The organism is Embleya sp. NPDC055664 (genome assembly GCF_053618075.1).
Genome location: NZ_JBSHGZ010000004.1, coordinates 318,089 through 332,511, shown reverse-complemented (window position 1 = coordinate 332,511; position 14,423 = coordinate 318,089). Strand labels below are relative to the sequence as shown.

Here is a 14,423-nt window from a genome sequence, read left to right as displayed (position 1 = left end):
CTTTTCGAGACGCATGTCACCGTGGGGACCCCGGATGTGGACGGGTTGGTTCGGTGGGCCGCCGAGGCGGGCGTCGGGGTGACGCACATCGTGTTGGCGCGAGGGCGGACCGTGTCGCAGCCGATGGTCACCGAGCGGGCCACCACGACCCTGCCGGCGGCTCGGGAGCGGGCCGCGGAGTTGGCCGATGTGTTGGCGCGGGGCGGGCATCGGGTGACGCGGACCAAGATCGAGGTGGCGCCGTGGCATCCGGGGGTGCCTCGGACGGACGCGCGGGCGCGGGAACTCGGGTCCGGGATGTATTTCGAGCATCACGTGAAGCTGGTGTTGGCCGAAGGCGCCGCCGAGTCGGGCGGGTTGGTGGCCGCGGTGCTGCGGCATGGGGCGCATCTGTCGTACAACGCGCGACGGGTGCGGGCGGACGGGCGGGCCGAGCGGTTTGTCACGCAGCGCTGCCACGGGGTCGGGGACGTGGCGGCCACCCGGGCCGCGGAGGACCTGGTGACCGCCCTGGCCGAGTACGAAATCGCTTCGATGGAGCGAGAGTTCGTGGTGTACGACGACAACGGGTCGCTGGATGACGGCTGGTTGGGCGGGCGGTCAGGGTAGGAGCACGTCCAGGAACGGGTTGGCGAAGACGCGACTCGGGTCGTACCTGTTCAAGGTGGCGCGGGCCGTGTCGAAGTTCGCCGTCGTGGGCAGGCCGGCGCGGAACGCGTTCGGGATGCGGCCGGTCACGGCGGCCGTGTCGGTCCAGGCGCCGCCGAGGCCGTACGCCCAGCCCTTGGACCACTCCGGGCGGACACAGGCGTAATTGCCGGTGTAGTTGGCCCAGATCCAGGAGTCCATCTCCCGGTAGAAGTCGTGGTTGGCGGGGGTGCCGGGCAGGGTGGCGACGTCGAGCCAGACCACGGTGTCCCATTCGGGATGGTCGGGGCGCGGGCGGGCGGCGGACAGGGTCGGCTCGACCGCGTTCGCGACCACGACCTCGCTCGCCCGGTCCACGCCGGTCACCCGCAACTCGATCGGACTGTTGCACGGATACTGTCCGTTGGCCTTGTACGCGCTCAACAGGCCCGTGTAGCGCACGAAGAACTCGTTGAGCACCCGCTGCACATTCGCCCGCGCGGTCAGCACCGCCCAACCGCCCTCGTGGATGCGCAGCGTGGTCGGTTCGACGAAGAGCTGGGTGTTCTTCGACCAGCCCCAGATGTCCCAGGTCCAGGTCACGATCAGGCCCGAACCGACCACCGCCATCTCGGCGTTGGTGAACACCTCGGTGCCGCCGACGTTGCCGGTGGCGATGTCGGCGAGGAATTTCGCCTGGTCCTCGGTGACGAAGTTGGCGAACGTGTACGGGTACGGCGCGTTGATCTGGGTCGACACCCACGGCTTGCTCGGCGCGACGCTCCACACCTTGAGCCACGGCACCGTGGTGAACGGGAACCAGATCACCTCGACCCGGCCGGAGTCGCGCAGGTAGTCGGCGAGTTTCTTGCCGGAACCGCCGGGTGGCCCGAGCAGGGTGCCGATCTGGTCGTGGTAGAAGTTCTGGCAGCGCAGCCGCTGGTTCGTGTTGGTCTGGAGGGTGACCTCGGTGACGAAGGCCCGGCCCAGGTGCACCAGGAAGGGGCCGATCTCGGGGTTGTCGCGCCGGAAGGTCTTCAGGACGTACGCACCGGCCGCCGGATCCCACACCACGGCCGTCAGCGCCGTCACCAGGTTGCTCAACGTGCCGTAAGTGCCGCCCTGGGGCAGGGTTTCGCCGGGTGTCGGGATGCCGCTGCCGTGTGCGCCGATGGCCAGCACCCCACCCACGCTCAGCTTGCCCGGCGCGGTGGTCGCGATCATCCCGCGACCGACCTCCTCCAGTTTGGTCAGCAGGCGCTCGATGCTGCATCCGGTCTCGACGGTCACCGTGGTGGGCGAGCCCGGGTTGATCACCAGCGAGGTCAGGTTTCGTGTGGTGTCCACCATCAGGGTGCGCGAGGTGTCCGCGCCGGGCGGGATCAGGATCGGCGACCAGTTGTGGCTCATGCCGCGCGGGCGGAGCCGATAGCCCTTGGCGCGTGCCCAGTTGGCCAGGGTCACCACGTCGGAGGGGTGCGCGGGTACCGCCGTCCAGACGTCGTCGGCGCGCATCTCGCCGGACCAGTTCCGGTATTGCTGCACGCCCAGCGTGATGCCGGCCGGGAAGTCGGGCGGGGCCGGCGGCGCGGCGGCCCCGGCGGCGGGGGCCAGGCCGACGGGGGTCCACTGGGCCGCGACGAGCGCGGCGCCGGCGAGGCCGCCGAGCACCGCGCGGCGGGACGGGCTCGGGTCGGGATTCGGGTTCGGGTTCGGGTTCGAGTGGTTCGGGTTCGGACTCGGGTGGTTCGGTCGGGGCATCAGGATGCCTTTCGGGCGTCCCGAGGGCCTGCAGCCCGGGGGAATTCGACATGCGGAATCGGTGGCTCCGGTTCCGGAAGATCGATCTGCTGCGTGCCGAGGAGCGAGGTGGAGCGGTGATGTCGAACACCACGGCGCGGGAGCGGAGAAACGGATCCGGGCGCCGTGCGGTGCCGTGCCGGTGCGGGCCGTGCCGGGCGTGCCGAGGCGGCGGGTTCGGGGTGGTTCCGAACCCGGGGCCGGTCGGCCGAACGGTGCGACGCGGCTGGCCCGAGGGTCCATCCGGGGGCCGCGCAAGTCAACACCGAAAGGTGGGTGACACGTGTCGAGGATCGAGAAGTCGGCGCGGCCGGATCCTCCGGGTATCAGCCGGTTTCGGGGCGTGATCCCGTCAGTACTCCCGGTGTCGACGCCGGGGCGGAGTCCGAGCGCTCGTGGTGATCCGAACGGCCCGAACGCTCCGCGTGCTCCGGGCGGTCCACGTGCTCCGGGGCGGGGCGGCCCGCCTTGGATCGATCCCGGCCCGACCGCTCCCGGGCCGGGCGTACCGGACGCGCGCGCGACACCCGGGCGACCCCGCTCGGCGGCTCGACGGACGCGGCCTCGGCTTCGGCTTCGGCTTCGGTCGAAGTCTCGGCCCGTGGCGGCTCGTTCGGGTCACCCGGCGCACCGGAATCCACGGCCGCCGTCGCCGCGCCGGCCCCCACCGACAACCGCGCGTCCAACTCGAAGCCCCCATCCGCCCGCGGCCCCGCCCGGAACGTGCCCCCCGTCAGCTCGATCCGCCGATGCAGCCCGACCAATCCCGTGCCACCCGCGCCCAGTTCGATCTCCGGCGGCCGGGTGGGCGCGGTGTTCGTCACGGTGATCCGCAACTCGCCGTCGGTGTGCCGCACCAGGACCCGGACGAAGGCGCCCGGCGCGTGCTTGTGCACATTCGTCAGTGCCTCCTGGACCACCCGATACGCGGTGCGCACCACCACCGGCGAGGCCGGCCGGGCCGTACCCTCCACCTCCAGGCGCACATCCACCCCCGCCGCCACCGACTCCTCCACCAGCGCGGATGCGTCCAGCACCGCCGGTTCCACCGGGGCGCGCGCGTCACGCTCCTGCGCGGCGCGCAACACCGAGACCAGATCGCGCAGTTCGGCCAGCGCCTGACACCCGGTCGAACGCAGGTCCTCCGCCGCCCGCCGGGTCGCGTCGTCGACCGCCTGCGAACGCATCGCGCCCGCCTGGAGGACCATCAGGCTCACCCGGTGCGTGACGATGTCGTGCATGTCCCCGGCCAGCCGGTTGCGCTCCTCCTCCCGGGCCTGTTCGGCACGCAACTCCTGTTCACGCTCGGCCCGTTCGGCACGCTCGCCGAGGGCCGCGATGAGCCGGCGGCGTGAGGCGATGTAGAGGCCGTAGCACGCGGGAGTGAGTGTTCCGAAGGTGTTCCCGGTGTTGTTGGCGAGATCCCGCCAATCCCAAGGCTGCCACGTGGCCAGGCACAGGACGCCGATCAACAACCACATCCGCCGGCGGTCGCTCACGTAGACCGCGACCGCGTAGGCCGCCAAGAGGGCGCCGAAGGACTGACCCTGCAGCAGCGTGGGCGCGATGACCGCGACGCACACCGCGGGATGCCGGCGCCGGACGATCAGGATCAGCCCGGCGATCGCCTGGGCCACGTACGTCAGCCATGCGTTCGCGACGTCCGCACCCGACTCGTGCAGGTGCACCGCCAAGGCGATCGCGGGAACCAGCGGCCCGACCACGATCGCCACCGTGAGGTCGAAGGCGAACGAGCGTCGGGCCTGCGGCCAGGAGGGGAACGGGCGGCGGATCGACTCGGCGGCGGAGCGAAAAGTCACGGATGCCACGGTAGCCGGCCGCACCCGGCGCGCCGTCAGCCCAGCGGAGGAGAGCACGCGTGATACCTGAGGCGCGAACCACCCCCGGCGCGGGCCGCCCCGGAACCGTCCCCGCCGACGCTCGACCACGCGAGTGGCCCATGTAGTCCCCCAGAGCTACCCGCAGGGTCCACTCCCTGGCGCGACGCAGGCTACGGACGCCGATTCCTAGCTTCGAGTCCGGAACTTCGAGGACGGGAGCGGGAGATGCGTGGTCGGCTGCGAATGGGCCTGGTCTCGGTGCTGGTGGCGGCCGGGCTGGCCGGGCCCGGCGTGGGTGCGGCGGAGGCCGCCGCGGCGGCCCCGCCGACGCTGCCGGCGATGTCCGCGACCACCCTGGGAGAGCGCTACGCTGCCAACCAGCGGGCCATCGCCGACGCGGCCGGGCTGGCCCGGGACACCGGACACACCGGCCGGGCGGACAAGCTGGCGCGGATGGCCGACCCGGCCCGGACCTTCCTGTCCTTCGACGGCCGCGCGGGCCGGGTACGGGCGGTCGAGGTGGTCGGCGACCTGGCCGCCGCGGACCGGATCGCCGTCCTGGTGCCGGGCGCCGACACCGACCTGGACCACTTCGACACGCGCGGCGACAAGCCGTACTCGGCCCCCGGCGGCGGCGCGCGCGCCCTGTACGCGCAGATCCATACCCAGGACCCGACCGCCCGCGTCGCGGTGATCGCCTGGCTCGGCTACTCCCCGCCGCACACGATCAGCCTCGACGTGCTGACCACCGGCCGGGCCGACGACGGCGCGCGCGAACTGCGCCGCTTCGTCGCCGGGCTGTACGCGGTCGCGCCTGCCGCGCAGGTGTCGCTGCTGTGCCACTCCTACGGCTCGGTGGTGTGCGGGCGGGCGGTCTCCACGATCGACGTGGCCGATCTCGCCGTGTTCGGCAGCCCCGGCCTGGGTGTCGACGACCGGGACGACCTGGGCACCGGCGCCCGCGTCTGGGCCGGTCGCGGCGACTCGGACTGGATCGACGTGGTGCCGCACCTCAGCATCCCGTTCTTCGACACCACCGTCGGCTTCGGCGCGGACCCGACCTCGCGCGGCTTCGGCGCCCGCGACTTCGCGGCCGGCGGCGGTGGCCACTCGGACTACCTGCGGCCCGGCGGGCGGGCCCTGTACAACCTCGCGTTGATCGTGCGAGGCCGCGCGACGGAGGTGACCCATGGCTGAACCGGGCGTGCTGGTACGCCGGATCGAGCAATCGACCCCCGCCGACCGCGAGCGGGAGGTGGACGGTCTGCGGGCGTTCGCCATCCTCGGCGTGGTCCTCGGCCACTGGATCGTCACGGGCGTGTCCGCCGGCGCCGACCACTGGCGGACCGGCAGCCCGCTGCGCCGGCTGCCGGACTTCGCCCCGGCCACCTGGCTGCTCCAGCCGCTGGCGGTGTTCTTCCTGGTCGGCGGGTACGTGGGGGCACGCTCGTACGCCCACGCGAGGAGCCACCGGGCGTGGGCCCGGCGGCGGATGATCCGGCTCGGCCGGCCGATCGCCGCGCTGCTCGCGGTGTGGACCGTACTCGTGGCGCTGCTCGCCGACTTCGTGCCCGGCGACACCCTCCACACGCTCGGCAAGCTCGTGCTCTCCCCGCTGTGGTTCGTGCTCGTCTACGCGGGTCTGACCCTGCTCACCCCACTGGTGGTCCGCCTCGGCCGGGCCGGGCCGCCGCTCGCGCTCGCCGTGGTCGCCGCGGTGGACCTGACCAGGTTCGCCGCCGACGGGCCCGCCGCGCTCGGCTGGGTCAACGTGCTTGCCGGCTGGCTGGTCCCGTACAGCCTCGGGGTGCTCTGGGCCGGTCCGCATCGGGCCCGGATCGAGCGACTGGGCGGTCCGCTCCTGGTGGCGGGCGCGCTCGGCTGCGCCGCGCTGATCCGCTGGTGCGGCTATCCGGTCAGCATGGTCGGCGTCCCGGGCCAGGCGATCTCCAACCTCAACCCGCCCACCCTCGCGGCGGTCGCCTTCGGTCTTGCCCAGTGCGGCCTGGCACTGCTGGTCCGGGCCCCGCTGCGCCGGGCGCTGAGCCGGCATCCGCGCACGTGGGCGGCGGTGGCGCTGGTCAATCTGTCCGCGATGACGGTGTTCCTGTGGCACCAGAGCGCGATGCTCGCGACCACCGCGGTCGGCATCGCCCTGGGCGGACTGCCCGGCCTGGGTACCGCGCCCGACGGACTGCCGTGGGTGGCCGCGCGGATCGGCTGGATGCCGGTGTTCGCCGCCGTGCTGCTCGTGTTGTGGACGGTGTTCCATCGGTGGGAGACCGCCGGCGGGCGGTCGCGTGGCTCCTTGGCCGCCGCGTAGCTCCTGAGAGTGATATCCCGGATCACCCGGGTCGGGGACGCCGGGCTCCGGGCCTGGCTCTAGCCTGCTGTGGATGAGCACAAAGGCAGGCGGATCGGGCGGGCGGGACATCGACGTCGCGGATGCGGCGGGCGGCGCCGAGACCTCGACCACCGTCCGGGCCGGTGCGGCGGATCGGGTGCGGCGGGGGCTGACCACGCTGCGCGGCGACCTGTTCGACGCCCGGGTCCGAACCGAGCGACCGCCCGCCCCGTTCAGCAGCCGCGCGGTCGCCCTGGCGCTGCACTACCTCACCGTGGTGCTCGTCGTGGGCATCCAGGGAGCTGTGTTCGCCGGGTATCCCGGGGTGTCCGGCGGGGCGGCCTTCGCCCTGGGCCTCGCCACGGGTGTTCCGATCCTGCTCGCACCGCAACGACCGATCGTGGCCTGGTGGATGTCGCTCGGCTCGACCGCGGTGTGCGCGCTGGCCGCCACGCCGGGCGGGTCCGGGTCCGGCGGAACCCCCGCCATGCAGTGGCCGTGGAGCGCGGTCGGCGTGGTTGCCCAGGTGGTGGTGATGGCCCATGTCGCCTTCCACACCCCGGTGCGGATCGTGCTGGAGACGTGGGTGTGCACCGCGCTGCTCGGCGTGGTGCTGGTGCGCAACGCCCAGGACGACCCGTCGCGCTGGGGCACGATGCCCGCCGTGGCACTGCTGACCGCGACCGTGATGATCGTCGTGGTCGCCTTCCGGGGCCGCAGCGACGCGCGCCGCGAACTCGCCGTACAGTCCGACCTGACCGCCACCGAGCGGGAGCGCAGCGCACTCCTGGAGGAACGTGCGCGGATCGCCCGCGAGTTGCACGACGTGGTCGCACACCACATGTCGGTGATCGCGATCCAGGCCGAAGCGGCCCCCTACCGAGTCGCCGACCCGCCACCGGAGTTGGTGCGCAGCTTCGTCACGATCCGGGCCAACGCGGTCGACGCGCTGGCCGAACTCCGCCGTGTGCTGGGCTTGTTGCGTACCGAGGGCGACGGTGAGGGGGCCGCGGCGGTGGACCGGGACGGGCGACCCGCCCCGCTGCCGACGCTGGAGCGACTGCCCGAACTGATCGACAACGTGCGCGCGGCCGGGATGACGGTGGACCGCGTCACCGTCGGCGCCCCGCGCCCGCTGCCCCAGGGCGTCGATCTGTCCGCCTACCGGATCGCCCAGGAGGCGCTGAGCAACGCGCTGCGCCACGCGTCCGGCGCGCGGGTGCGGGTCGAGGTCGCGTACGTGCCGACCGGACTCGGCCTGCGCGTACACAACGAACCGCCGCCGCACCCGACGCCGCCCGCGCGCGAGGGCTCCGGGCAGGGCGTGATGGGCATGCGCGAGCGGGCCGCGATGATCGGCGGCACCCTGGAGGCCGGGCATACTCCCGAGGGCGGCTACCACGTCGAGGTCTTCCTGCCGACGGACGGGCAATGACGCCGCCCACCGGTGGGGGAGCCGGGACACCTGCCATGGACCGCGACCACGACCGAACGGTAGGGACACGATGGCCATCCGGGTGCTGATCGCCGACGACCAGATGCTGGTGCGCGAGGGCTTTTCGGTCCTGCTCGGCGCCCAGCCCGGGATCGAGGTCGCGGGCGAGGCGGTGGACGGGCGCGACGCGGTGGCACAGGTCGCGGCGCTGCGCCCGGACGTGGTGCTGATGGATGTACGGATGCCGGTCCTGGACGGCCTCGCCGCCACCCGCGAGGTCACCGCGGACCCCGACTGCGCGACCCGGGTCCTGGTGCTGACCACGTTCGATCTGGACGAGTACGTCTACGAGGCGCTGCGTGCGGGGGCGAGCGGGTTCCTGCTCAAGGACGCCTCGGCGCGGCAACTCGCGGACGCGGTACGGGTGGTGGCCGCCGGTGAGGCGCTGCTCGCGCCGACCGTGACCCGGCGGCTGATCGCCGAGTTCGCCCGGCTCGGCGGTCCGGGCGCCGGCCCGCGCGCCCGGGTCGAGCAGCTCACCGAGCGGGAGACCGAGGTGTTGTCGCTGATCGCCCACGGGTTGTCCAACGCGGAGATAGCCGCGCGATTGGTGATCGGTGAGCAGACGGTCAAGACGCACGTCAGCCGGCTGCTGGCCAAGCTGAACCTGCGCGACCGCACGCAGGCGGCGGTGTTCGCGTACGAGAACGGCGTGGTGCGCGCGGGCGAGCGCTAACGCGTGTCGGTGGTGCGCGGGTAGGTGTCGATCAGCCGGGTCAGGTGGGTGCCGGCGAGCAGCAGCGGTTCCTCGCTGCGGGTCACCTGGGCGGCCAGTTCGGCGCCTTCCAGCGTGCTGATCACGGTGTGCGCGAGTTCGCGCGCGTCGGTCTCGGCCAGGCCCGCCTCGATCAGCTTGGCGAGCACCGCCTCCCGCCAGTGCGCGAACGCCTCGGCCGCGGCGGCCTGGATGTCCGGCAGGCCGGCGGCGGTGCCGAGCGCGGTCGCGGTGACCGGACAGCCGTCGACCCAGTCGGAGGCGCGCAGCCCCTCGGCCAGACTCCGGGTGAGCGCGCGGATCGCCGCGCCCGGGTCCGGCTCGGCGGCCAGTACGGCGCCCAGGATGTCGACGAACTCCGCGTCCCCGTGTCGGATCGCGGCGACCGCCAACTCCTGCTTGCCGCCCGGGAAGAAGTGGTACATCGAGCCGAGCGTGGCGCCGGCCTCGGTGGAGATCTGCTTGATCCCGGTGCCGTCGTAGCCCTGCCGCTGCATCAGCCGCGACGCCGTGCGCACGATGCGCTCGCGGGTGCCGAGCGGAGTCGCCCCGGCGGCGGCCTCGGACTGATCGGGTCGGCTCTGCTGCGTCTTCGTCTGCACGGGCCGAGTCTACCGAATAGAGCGTTCGTTCCAGAGGCGTGCTACGTTTCTCGCACTGGATAGAGCGTTCGTTCTAGTTCGGGCATTCCTTTGCTCGTATCGCGAAAACGGGAGTACTCATGGGCGACAAGCAGGCGGTCACGGTCATCGGTCTCGGTCCGATGGGGCAGGCGATGACCCGCGCGTTCCTGGCGGCCGGCCACCCGACGACGGTGTGGAACAGGACCGCGAGCAGGGCCGACGCACTGGTGGCCGAGGGGGCCGTACGGGCCGACACGATCGAGGCGGCGCTGGCCGCGAACGAGTTGGTGGTGCTGAGCCTGACCGACTACGCGGCGATGTACGCGCTGCTCGAACCGGTTGCCGCGGCGCTGGCCGGGCGGGTGGTGGTCAATCTGAGCTCGGACACCCCGGAGCAGGCCCGCAAGGCGGCCGCGTGGGTGGGTCGGCACGGCGGCCGGCAGTTGACCGGCGGGGTGCAGTCGCCGCCCTCGGGCATCGGGTCGCCGGAGATGTCGACCTTCTACAGCGGCCCGGCCGACGTGTTCGAGGCGCACCGGGACACGCTGGCCGTACTCACCGGCACCGACTACCGGGGCGCCGATCCGGGTCTGGCCGCGCTGCTCTACCAGCTCCAGATGGACATCTTCTGGACCTCGATGCTCAGTGCGACGCACGCCCTGACGGTGGCCCGGGCGAACGGCATCTCGGCCCGGGAGTTCCTGCCGTACGCGTCCTCGACGGCCGCGTCGGTGCCGGATTTCCTCGCCTTCTACGCGCCCCGCCTGGACGCGGACGAGCACGGCGGGGACGTGGACAACCTGGCGATGGGCGTGGCGAGCGTCGAGCACGTGCTGCACACCACGCGCGACTCGGGCGTGGACACGGCACTGCCGGCGGCGGTCCTGGAGATCTTCCGCCGGGGGATCGCGGCCGGGCACGGCAGGGACAGCTTCACCAGCCTGACCGAGGTCTTCCGGTCGAGCCGGGGATGATCCGGGATGCCGGCAGGCCCGGGTGCAGCGGCAGGACGCAGCGCGGATCCGGGACGCGCAGCGCCACGCCGAGGGGGCGCAGCGTGCCGGTGCCCGGGGTCCAGGCGAACGCGGTGACCGCGTCGGCGTCGGGGACGGCCGCGTACAGGATCCGGCCGACGAAGGCCAGGTCCTGCGGGGCGGCGCCGCCGGCGGGGAGGTCGGACATCGTATGCGGGGCGCCGGCGGCCAGGGTGGCGATGGTGCCCGGGCCGCGGTTGGCCGCGTACACGTGGGCCCCGTCGGGCGCCGTGACGATCGCGGACGGCAGGCCGGGCGCGGCCAGCGGGTGGCGGGTGAGGTCGGGCAACGCCAGGATCACCGGGTCGAGTTCGCCCAGCAGCCAGCGACCGGACAGGTGCCGGGGGCCGGTTCCGGGCGGAACGGGCCGGGTGGTGAGCAACTGCGGCCGCCCCTGTGTGAGTCGGTAGGTCAGCAGTGCGTCGCCGCCGAGGTCGACCACGGTGAACGTGTCGGTGTCCGCGAAGACGATCTGGTGCGGATGCGCGGCGGATTGCCGGTCCGCGATCACGCCGGAGCCCGACCCCGGCAGCGGGACGGAGGCGGCCACACCCGCGAGCGCGCCGTCCGGGGCGAGCCGGTGTACGACCACGTCGCCGCTGCCGTAGTTGGCGGTGGCCAGCCGGCCGCCGTCGGGGGAGACCGCGAGATGGCAGGGGATCGCGCCGTGCGAGGGGGCCTGTTGCCGGATTCGGGCGCCGCCGGTCGTCGCGATCACGGTGATCGTGCCGACCGGCGCCTCGTCCACGCCGTAGACCAGATCGAGACGCGGATGGGCGGCGGCGTACGCGGTGCGGACCGGGGCCGGCGGGCCGACCGGGGTCAGTACGCCCGTGTCCGGGTCGGCGGCGCAGACCAGCGTGCCGGCGCCGCCGACCAGGACCGGCACCCGACTCGGCGGCACGGGGTGATTTCTCGCCGAGTCGGGTGGTATCGCAGCGTCCTGACGGCTCATCAGAACGCGTCCGCCGGCCAGTGGATCGCGCCAGGGGCGGTGATCGTGGCGCGCACCCGGGCCCGGTCGCTCTGGATCGGCCGGGCCAGCCCGAACGTGGTGTGCCCGGTGCTCAGGTCGGCGAGTACCGCGCCGACCGCCCGGGTCAGCGCCGCGTCGATCGGCACGTGCAGCGTCACCACCGTGCCGGGGCCGCCGAGTTCGCGCGTCGCCGCCCGCAACAGTGCGGGCAGCGCGTATGGGCGGCCCGGGCCGAGCGCGAGTTCGACCACCTCGCCGGTGTCCGGTCGGAGCACCACGTAGTCCCCCTCCTCGGTGACCAGAATCCGGGTCGGCGGCGCGTACCAGTGCGGGAAGCGGTGCGCCCAGTCGGCGGCGGAACGCACCGTGGTCAGCGGCCGGTTCGCATTCCAGGCGGCGTGCGTGGCGACCATCCCGGGCAGATCGGCGGGGGCGGCCGGGCGTACCCGACGATCCCCCCATGCCGCCTCGGGGCCGGCCACGCCGCGCAGATACGGGGCCGCGAAGGTCTCCCAGCCGGATCCCGTGTACACCCCCGGCGTACCGCTGAACATCAACGACCACGCACAACCGTGGCGCGTCATGTCGTCGACGGTCAGGGCGAGCAGCCGCCGGATCAACCCCCGGCCGCGGGCCCTGGGCGCACTGGCCACACTGCCGACGCAGCCGACCGTGTCCACCCCGCCCGCCGGATTGCGGATCGGGCGGGGCTGCCAGTGCACGACGGCGTCGATCCCACCGTCGTCGCCGGCGGCCACCAGGGTGCGCGGATGCCGGCCCGCGTCGCGCGCGTACAGCGCGGGCAGGTCGGGCGCGTCCGGGAAGGCCACCGCCCACAGGGCGCGCAGCGCGGGTTCGTCGGCCGTGGTGCTCGGACGCAGCCGCATCTCAGATCGCCAGGTTCCCGCTCGTGGCCACCCGCGCGCCGTCCGCCGGCATCGCGGTCCGGGTCACCCCGTCCTCGACACAACCGGTGTGCAGCGCGGAGGAGGCGCCGCCGAACGCCTCCGGGCGCAGCTCCAACCGGCCGCCGGTGAACCGGGTCTGGCCGGCCATCCAGTGGTTGACCCCGCCCGCCAGGCGCACATGCGCACCGTCGGTGGTCGAGGCAGCGTCGGCCAGGTGCCAGCGCAGCACGCCCGCCCCGGCGCCCCGGGACAGCAGCGCGCCCGCGCCGTTGCCGCCGGTCAGCCGGGTGCCGGCGCTCACGTGCAGGTTCTGGTCGCGGACGGCCGACAGCAGGATCCCGGTGTCGGTCAGGGTGCTCGCGGTCAGGCGCAGTACGGCCGAGCCGACCTCCAGGGGTGCGGCGGTCGGCCCCGCGCCGACGAGGGTGCAGGAGTCGAAGTCGACCTCGCCCGAGCCGCGCAGGATCGCGCCGTCGACGCCGGTGAACAGGCAGTCCCGAAAGTGCACGGTGTTGCTCACCGGCGTCTGGACCAGCACCTGCTTCGCGGGCAGGTCGAACGTGCAGCCCTCGACGATGTTCGGCCGGGTCGAGCGGTTCGAGCGCTGGCCGATCGCGAACGTGCGGGCCACACAGCCGCGCATCTGCACGCCGTCGGCGTTGACCTGGAGCGTGCCGCCCGGGTCGAAGGTCGGACGTGGGATCACCCGGACGTTCTCCAGGGTCAGGTCGGTGATCTTCGTACCCGCGACGAACCACGAGCAGGTGTGGTCGCGCACCGTGATGCGCTTGGCCGAAGTGCCCCACAGTGCACCCGAGTTGGCGATGTCCATCAGGCCGGAGTTGCCCTCGAAGAGCAGGTCGTGCTCGTACTGGCCGTGCGTGGTGAAGGGGTTGCCGCCCTGGTCGTCGCCGTCACCGTGACAATTGACGACGTGACAGTAGGCGGACGCGGTCAGGTCGTTCAGGTGTCGGGCGTTGCTGGAGACGCAGTCCTCGACCCGGCCGTAGAGGCAGTAGATCTGCTGGGTCAGATAGCCCGCGCCGCCGTACATCACCGTCGGCGGGTTCTTCAACGACGAGCGGGCGGTGACGAAGTGGGTGCACCAACGGCGCATGACCACCGGCCAGAACGAGCCGGTCGCCTCGATCCCGGCGACGTCGCAGCGCACCGCGTATTCGTACGCGATCGGGTGCGAGCCGGTGTACTCGTCGTCGCCGGCACCGGCCCCGAAGAACACCATGTTCCGGACGTCGGCGCGCCGCACGGGTTCCACCCGGGTCCAGGTGATGCCGCGCCCGGCGGCCAGTTCCCATCCGTTGAGGTAGTCGACCCGGATGTGTTTGCCGTCGACGACCTGGGTGATCTCGACCAGCTTCTGCAATTCGCGCTCGTAGGTGCCGCCGCCGGCGATCGGGTCGATCTCGACCGTCCACCACTCGCCGACCTTGAACGCGCGGGCGTCGGGAACCGGGAAGGCGTCGGTGAGTTCGATGACGGTCTCGGGCAGCGCGTATTTCACGACCGTGTCGGTGACCTTGCCCTTGAAGTACAGGACGGCGCCGAAGGGGTTGTCGTGGGTGTTCTTCTCGATGCCGGTGGTGCGCACGGTGTGGCCGCCGAAGTCGAGCACGATGCGCGAGCGGGCGAAGGTGTGGCGTTTGACGAAGAGCAGGTCGCTGTGCGCCTCGACGCGGTGGATGTACGGGTCGTTCACCATCGCGTCCAGCGCGGCGTCGGCCGGGACCTTGTCATCGAGGATGCCGAACCGGCGGAAGTCCATCACGCCGTCGTGCACCTGGATCCACCGACCGTCCCGGCCGGCGGCGGGATCGGCGAGCACGGTGCCGCCGTTGACCGCCAGCCTCGACCGCGGATCCCAGCGCACCACCATCGCGCCACCGTCACCCGCCGCGTGATAGCCGGCCACCAGCACCATCGCGTCGGCCTCCAGGGGCCTGACGTTCATCCGCAACAACGCGGCCACATTCGGCACACTCATCGACACATCACGCGAACCGGCACCATGCCGATCGTCATCGGAGGAGGCCGAGGCGGTC

At 72.8% G+C, this 14,423-nt stretch carries 12 protein-coding genes; 6 read left to right on the top strand and 6 right to left on the bottom strand.

All coding sequences use genetic code 11. From position 1 onward, the window contains the following. The first annotated feature begins 21 nt into the window (after positions 1-21). Positions 22-609: a hypothetical protein gene (locus tag ACWGR4_RS09285; protein ID WP_452128830.1), complete on the top strand. Its 588-nt coding sequence runs from the start codon at positions 22-24 to the stop codon at positions 607-609. On the opposite strand, the gene ACWGR4_RS09280 is transcribed toward ACWGR4_RS09285, so the two are convergent. Together ACWGR4_RS09280 and ACWGR4_RS09275 are read right to left on the bottom strand one after the other, a co-directional pair. Next, entirely contained in the window at positions 601-2,388 is a 1,788-nt protein-coding gene (locus ACWGR4_RS09280) for a cholesterol oxidase substrate-binding domain-containing protein (RefSeq protein WP_452128831.1), read from the bottom strand. The two genes, ACWGR4_RS09285 and ACWGR4_RS09280, sit on opposite strands and share 9 nt — an antisense overlap. 365 nt (positions 2,389-2,753) lie before the next feature. Next, positions 2,754-4,247 carry a sensor histidine kinase gene (locus tag ACWGR4_RS09275; RefSeq protein WP_452128832.1) on the bottom strand — a complete coding sequence of 498 codons (1,494 nt, stop codon included), beginning with the start codon at positions 4,245-4,247 and terminating at the stop codon, positions 2,754-2,756. Positions 4,248-4,493: 246 nt separating this feature from the next. On the opposite strand from ACWGR4_RS09275, the gene ACWGR4_RS09270 reads away from it, so the two are divergent. From ACWGR4_RS09270 to ACWGR4_RS09255, 4 genes are all read left to right on the top strand, one after another. Continuing rightward, on the top strand, positions 4,494-5,465 hold the full coding sequence (locus tag ACWGR4_RS09270) for an alpha/beta hydrolase (RefSeq protein ID WP_452128833.1): 972 nt from the start codon (positions 4,494-4,496) through the stop codon (positions 5,463-5,465). Then, positions 5,458-6,591, top strand: coding sequence for an acyltransferase family protein (locus ACWGR4_RS09265; protein ID WP_452128834.1), 1,134 nt, complete (start codon positions 5,458-5,460; stop codon positions 6,589-6,591). The genes ACWGR4_RS09270 and ACWGR4_RS09265 overlap by 8 nt, the downstream gene beginning before the upstream one ends. A 73-nt stretch (positions 6,592-6,664) precedes the next feature. Beyond that, positions 6,665-8,047 (top strand): sensor histidine kinase, encoded by a 1,383-nt coding sequence (locus ACWGR4_RS09260; protein WP_452128835.1) that lies wholly within the window; start codon positions 6,665-6,667, stop codon positions 8,045-8,047. Between the two features lie 70 nt (positions 8,048-8,117). Continuing rightward, the gene (locus ACWGR4_RS09255) at positions 8,118-8,783 is read left to right on the top strand and encodes a response regulator (RefSeq protein ID WP_452128836.1); all 666 of its coding nucleotides are present in this window, start codon (positions 8,118-8,120) and stop codon (positions 8,781-8,783) included. On the opposite strand, the gene ACWGR4_RS09250 is transcribed toward ACWGR4_RS09255, so the two are convergent. Next, positions 8,780-9,424, bottom strand: a complete 645-nt coding sequence (locus ACWGR4_RS09250; protein WP_452128837.1) for a TetR/AcrR family transcriptional regulator — start codon at positions 9,422-9,424, stop codon at positions 8,780-8,782. The genes ACWGR4_RS09255 and ACWGR4_RS09250 overlap by 4 nt on opposite strands. A 119-nt stretch (positions 9,425-9,543) precedes the next feature. Between ACWGR4_RS09250 and ACWGR4_RS09245 the strand changes: the two genes are divergently transcribed. Continuing rightward, on the top strand, positions 9,544-10,419 hold the full coding sequence (locus tag ACWGR4_RS09245; protein ID WP_452128838.1) for an NAD(P)-dependent oxidoreductase: 876 nt from the start codon (positions 9,544-9,546) through the stop codon (positions 10,417-10,419). Here ACWGR4_RS09245 and ACWGR4_RS09240 read toward each other — a convergent pair. Genes ACWGR4_RS09240 through ACWGR4_RS09230 form a run of 3 tightly spaced genes read right to left on the bottom strand, consistent with a single transcriptional unit; the run spans position 10,379 to position 14,365 of the window. Beyond that, positions 10,379-11,383 (bottom strand): lactonase family protein, encoded by a 1,005-nt coding sequence (locus ACWGR4_RS09240; protein ID WP_452134193.1) that lies wholly within the window; start codon positions 11,381-11,383, stop codon positions 10,379-10,381. The genes ACWGR4_RS09245 and ACWGR4_RS09240 overlap by 41 nt on opposite strands. Before the next feature lie 50 nt (positions 11,384-11,433). Then, positions 11,434-12,342 carry a GNAT family N-acetyltransferase gene (locus tag ACWGR4_RS09235; protein WP_452128840.1) on the bottom strand — a complete coding sequence of 303 codons (909 nt, stop codon included), beginning with the start codon at positions 12,340-12,342 and terminating at the stop codon, positions 11,434-11,436. Between the two features lies 1 nt (position 12,343). Next, the gene (locus tag ACWGR4_RS09230) at positions 12,344-14,365 is read right to left on the bottom strand and encodes a peptidase C14 (RefSeq protein WP_452128841.1); all 2,022 of its coding nucleotides are present in this window, start codon (positions 14,363-14,365) and stop codon (positions 12,344-12,346) included. Positions 14,366-14,423 lie beyond the last annotated feature (58 nt).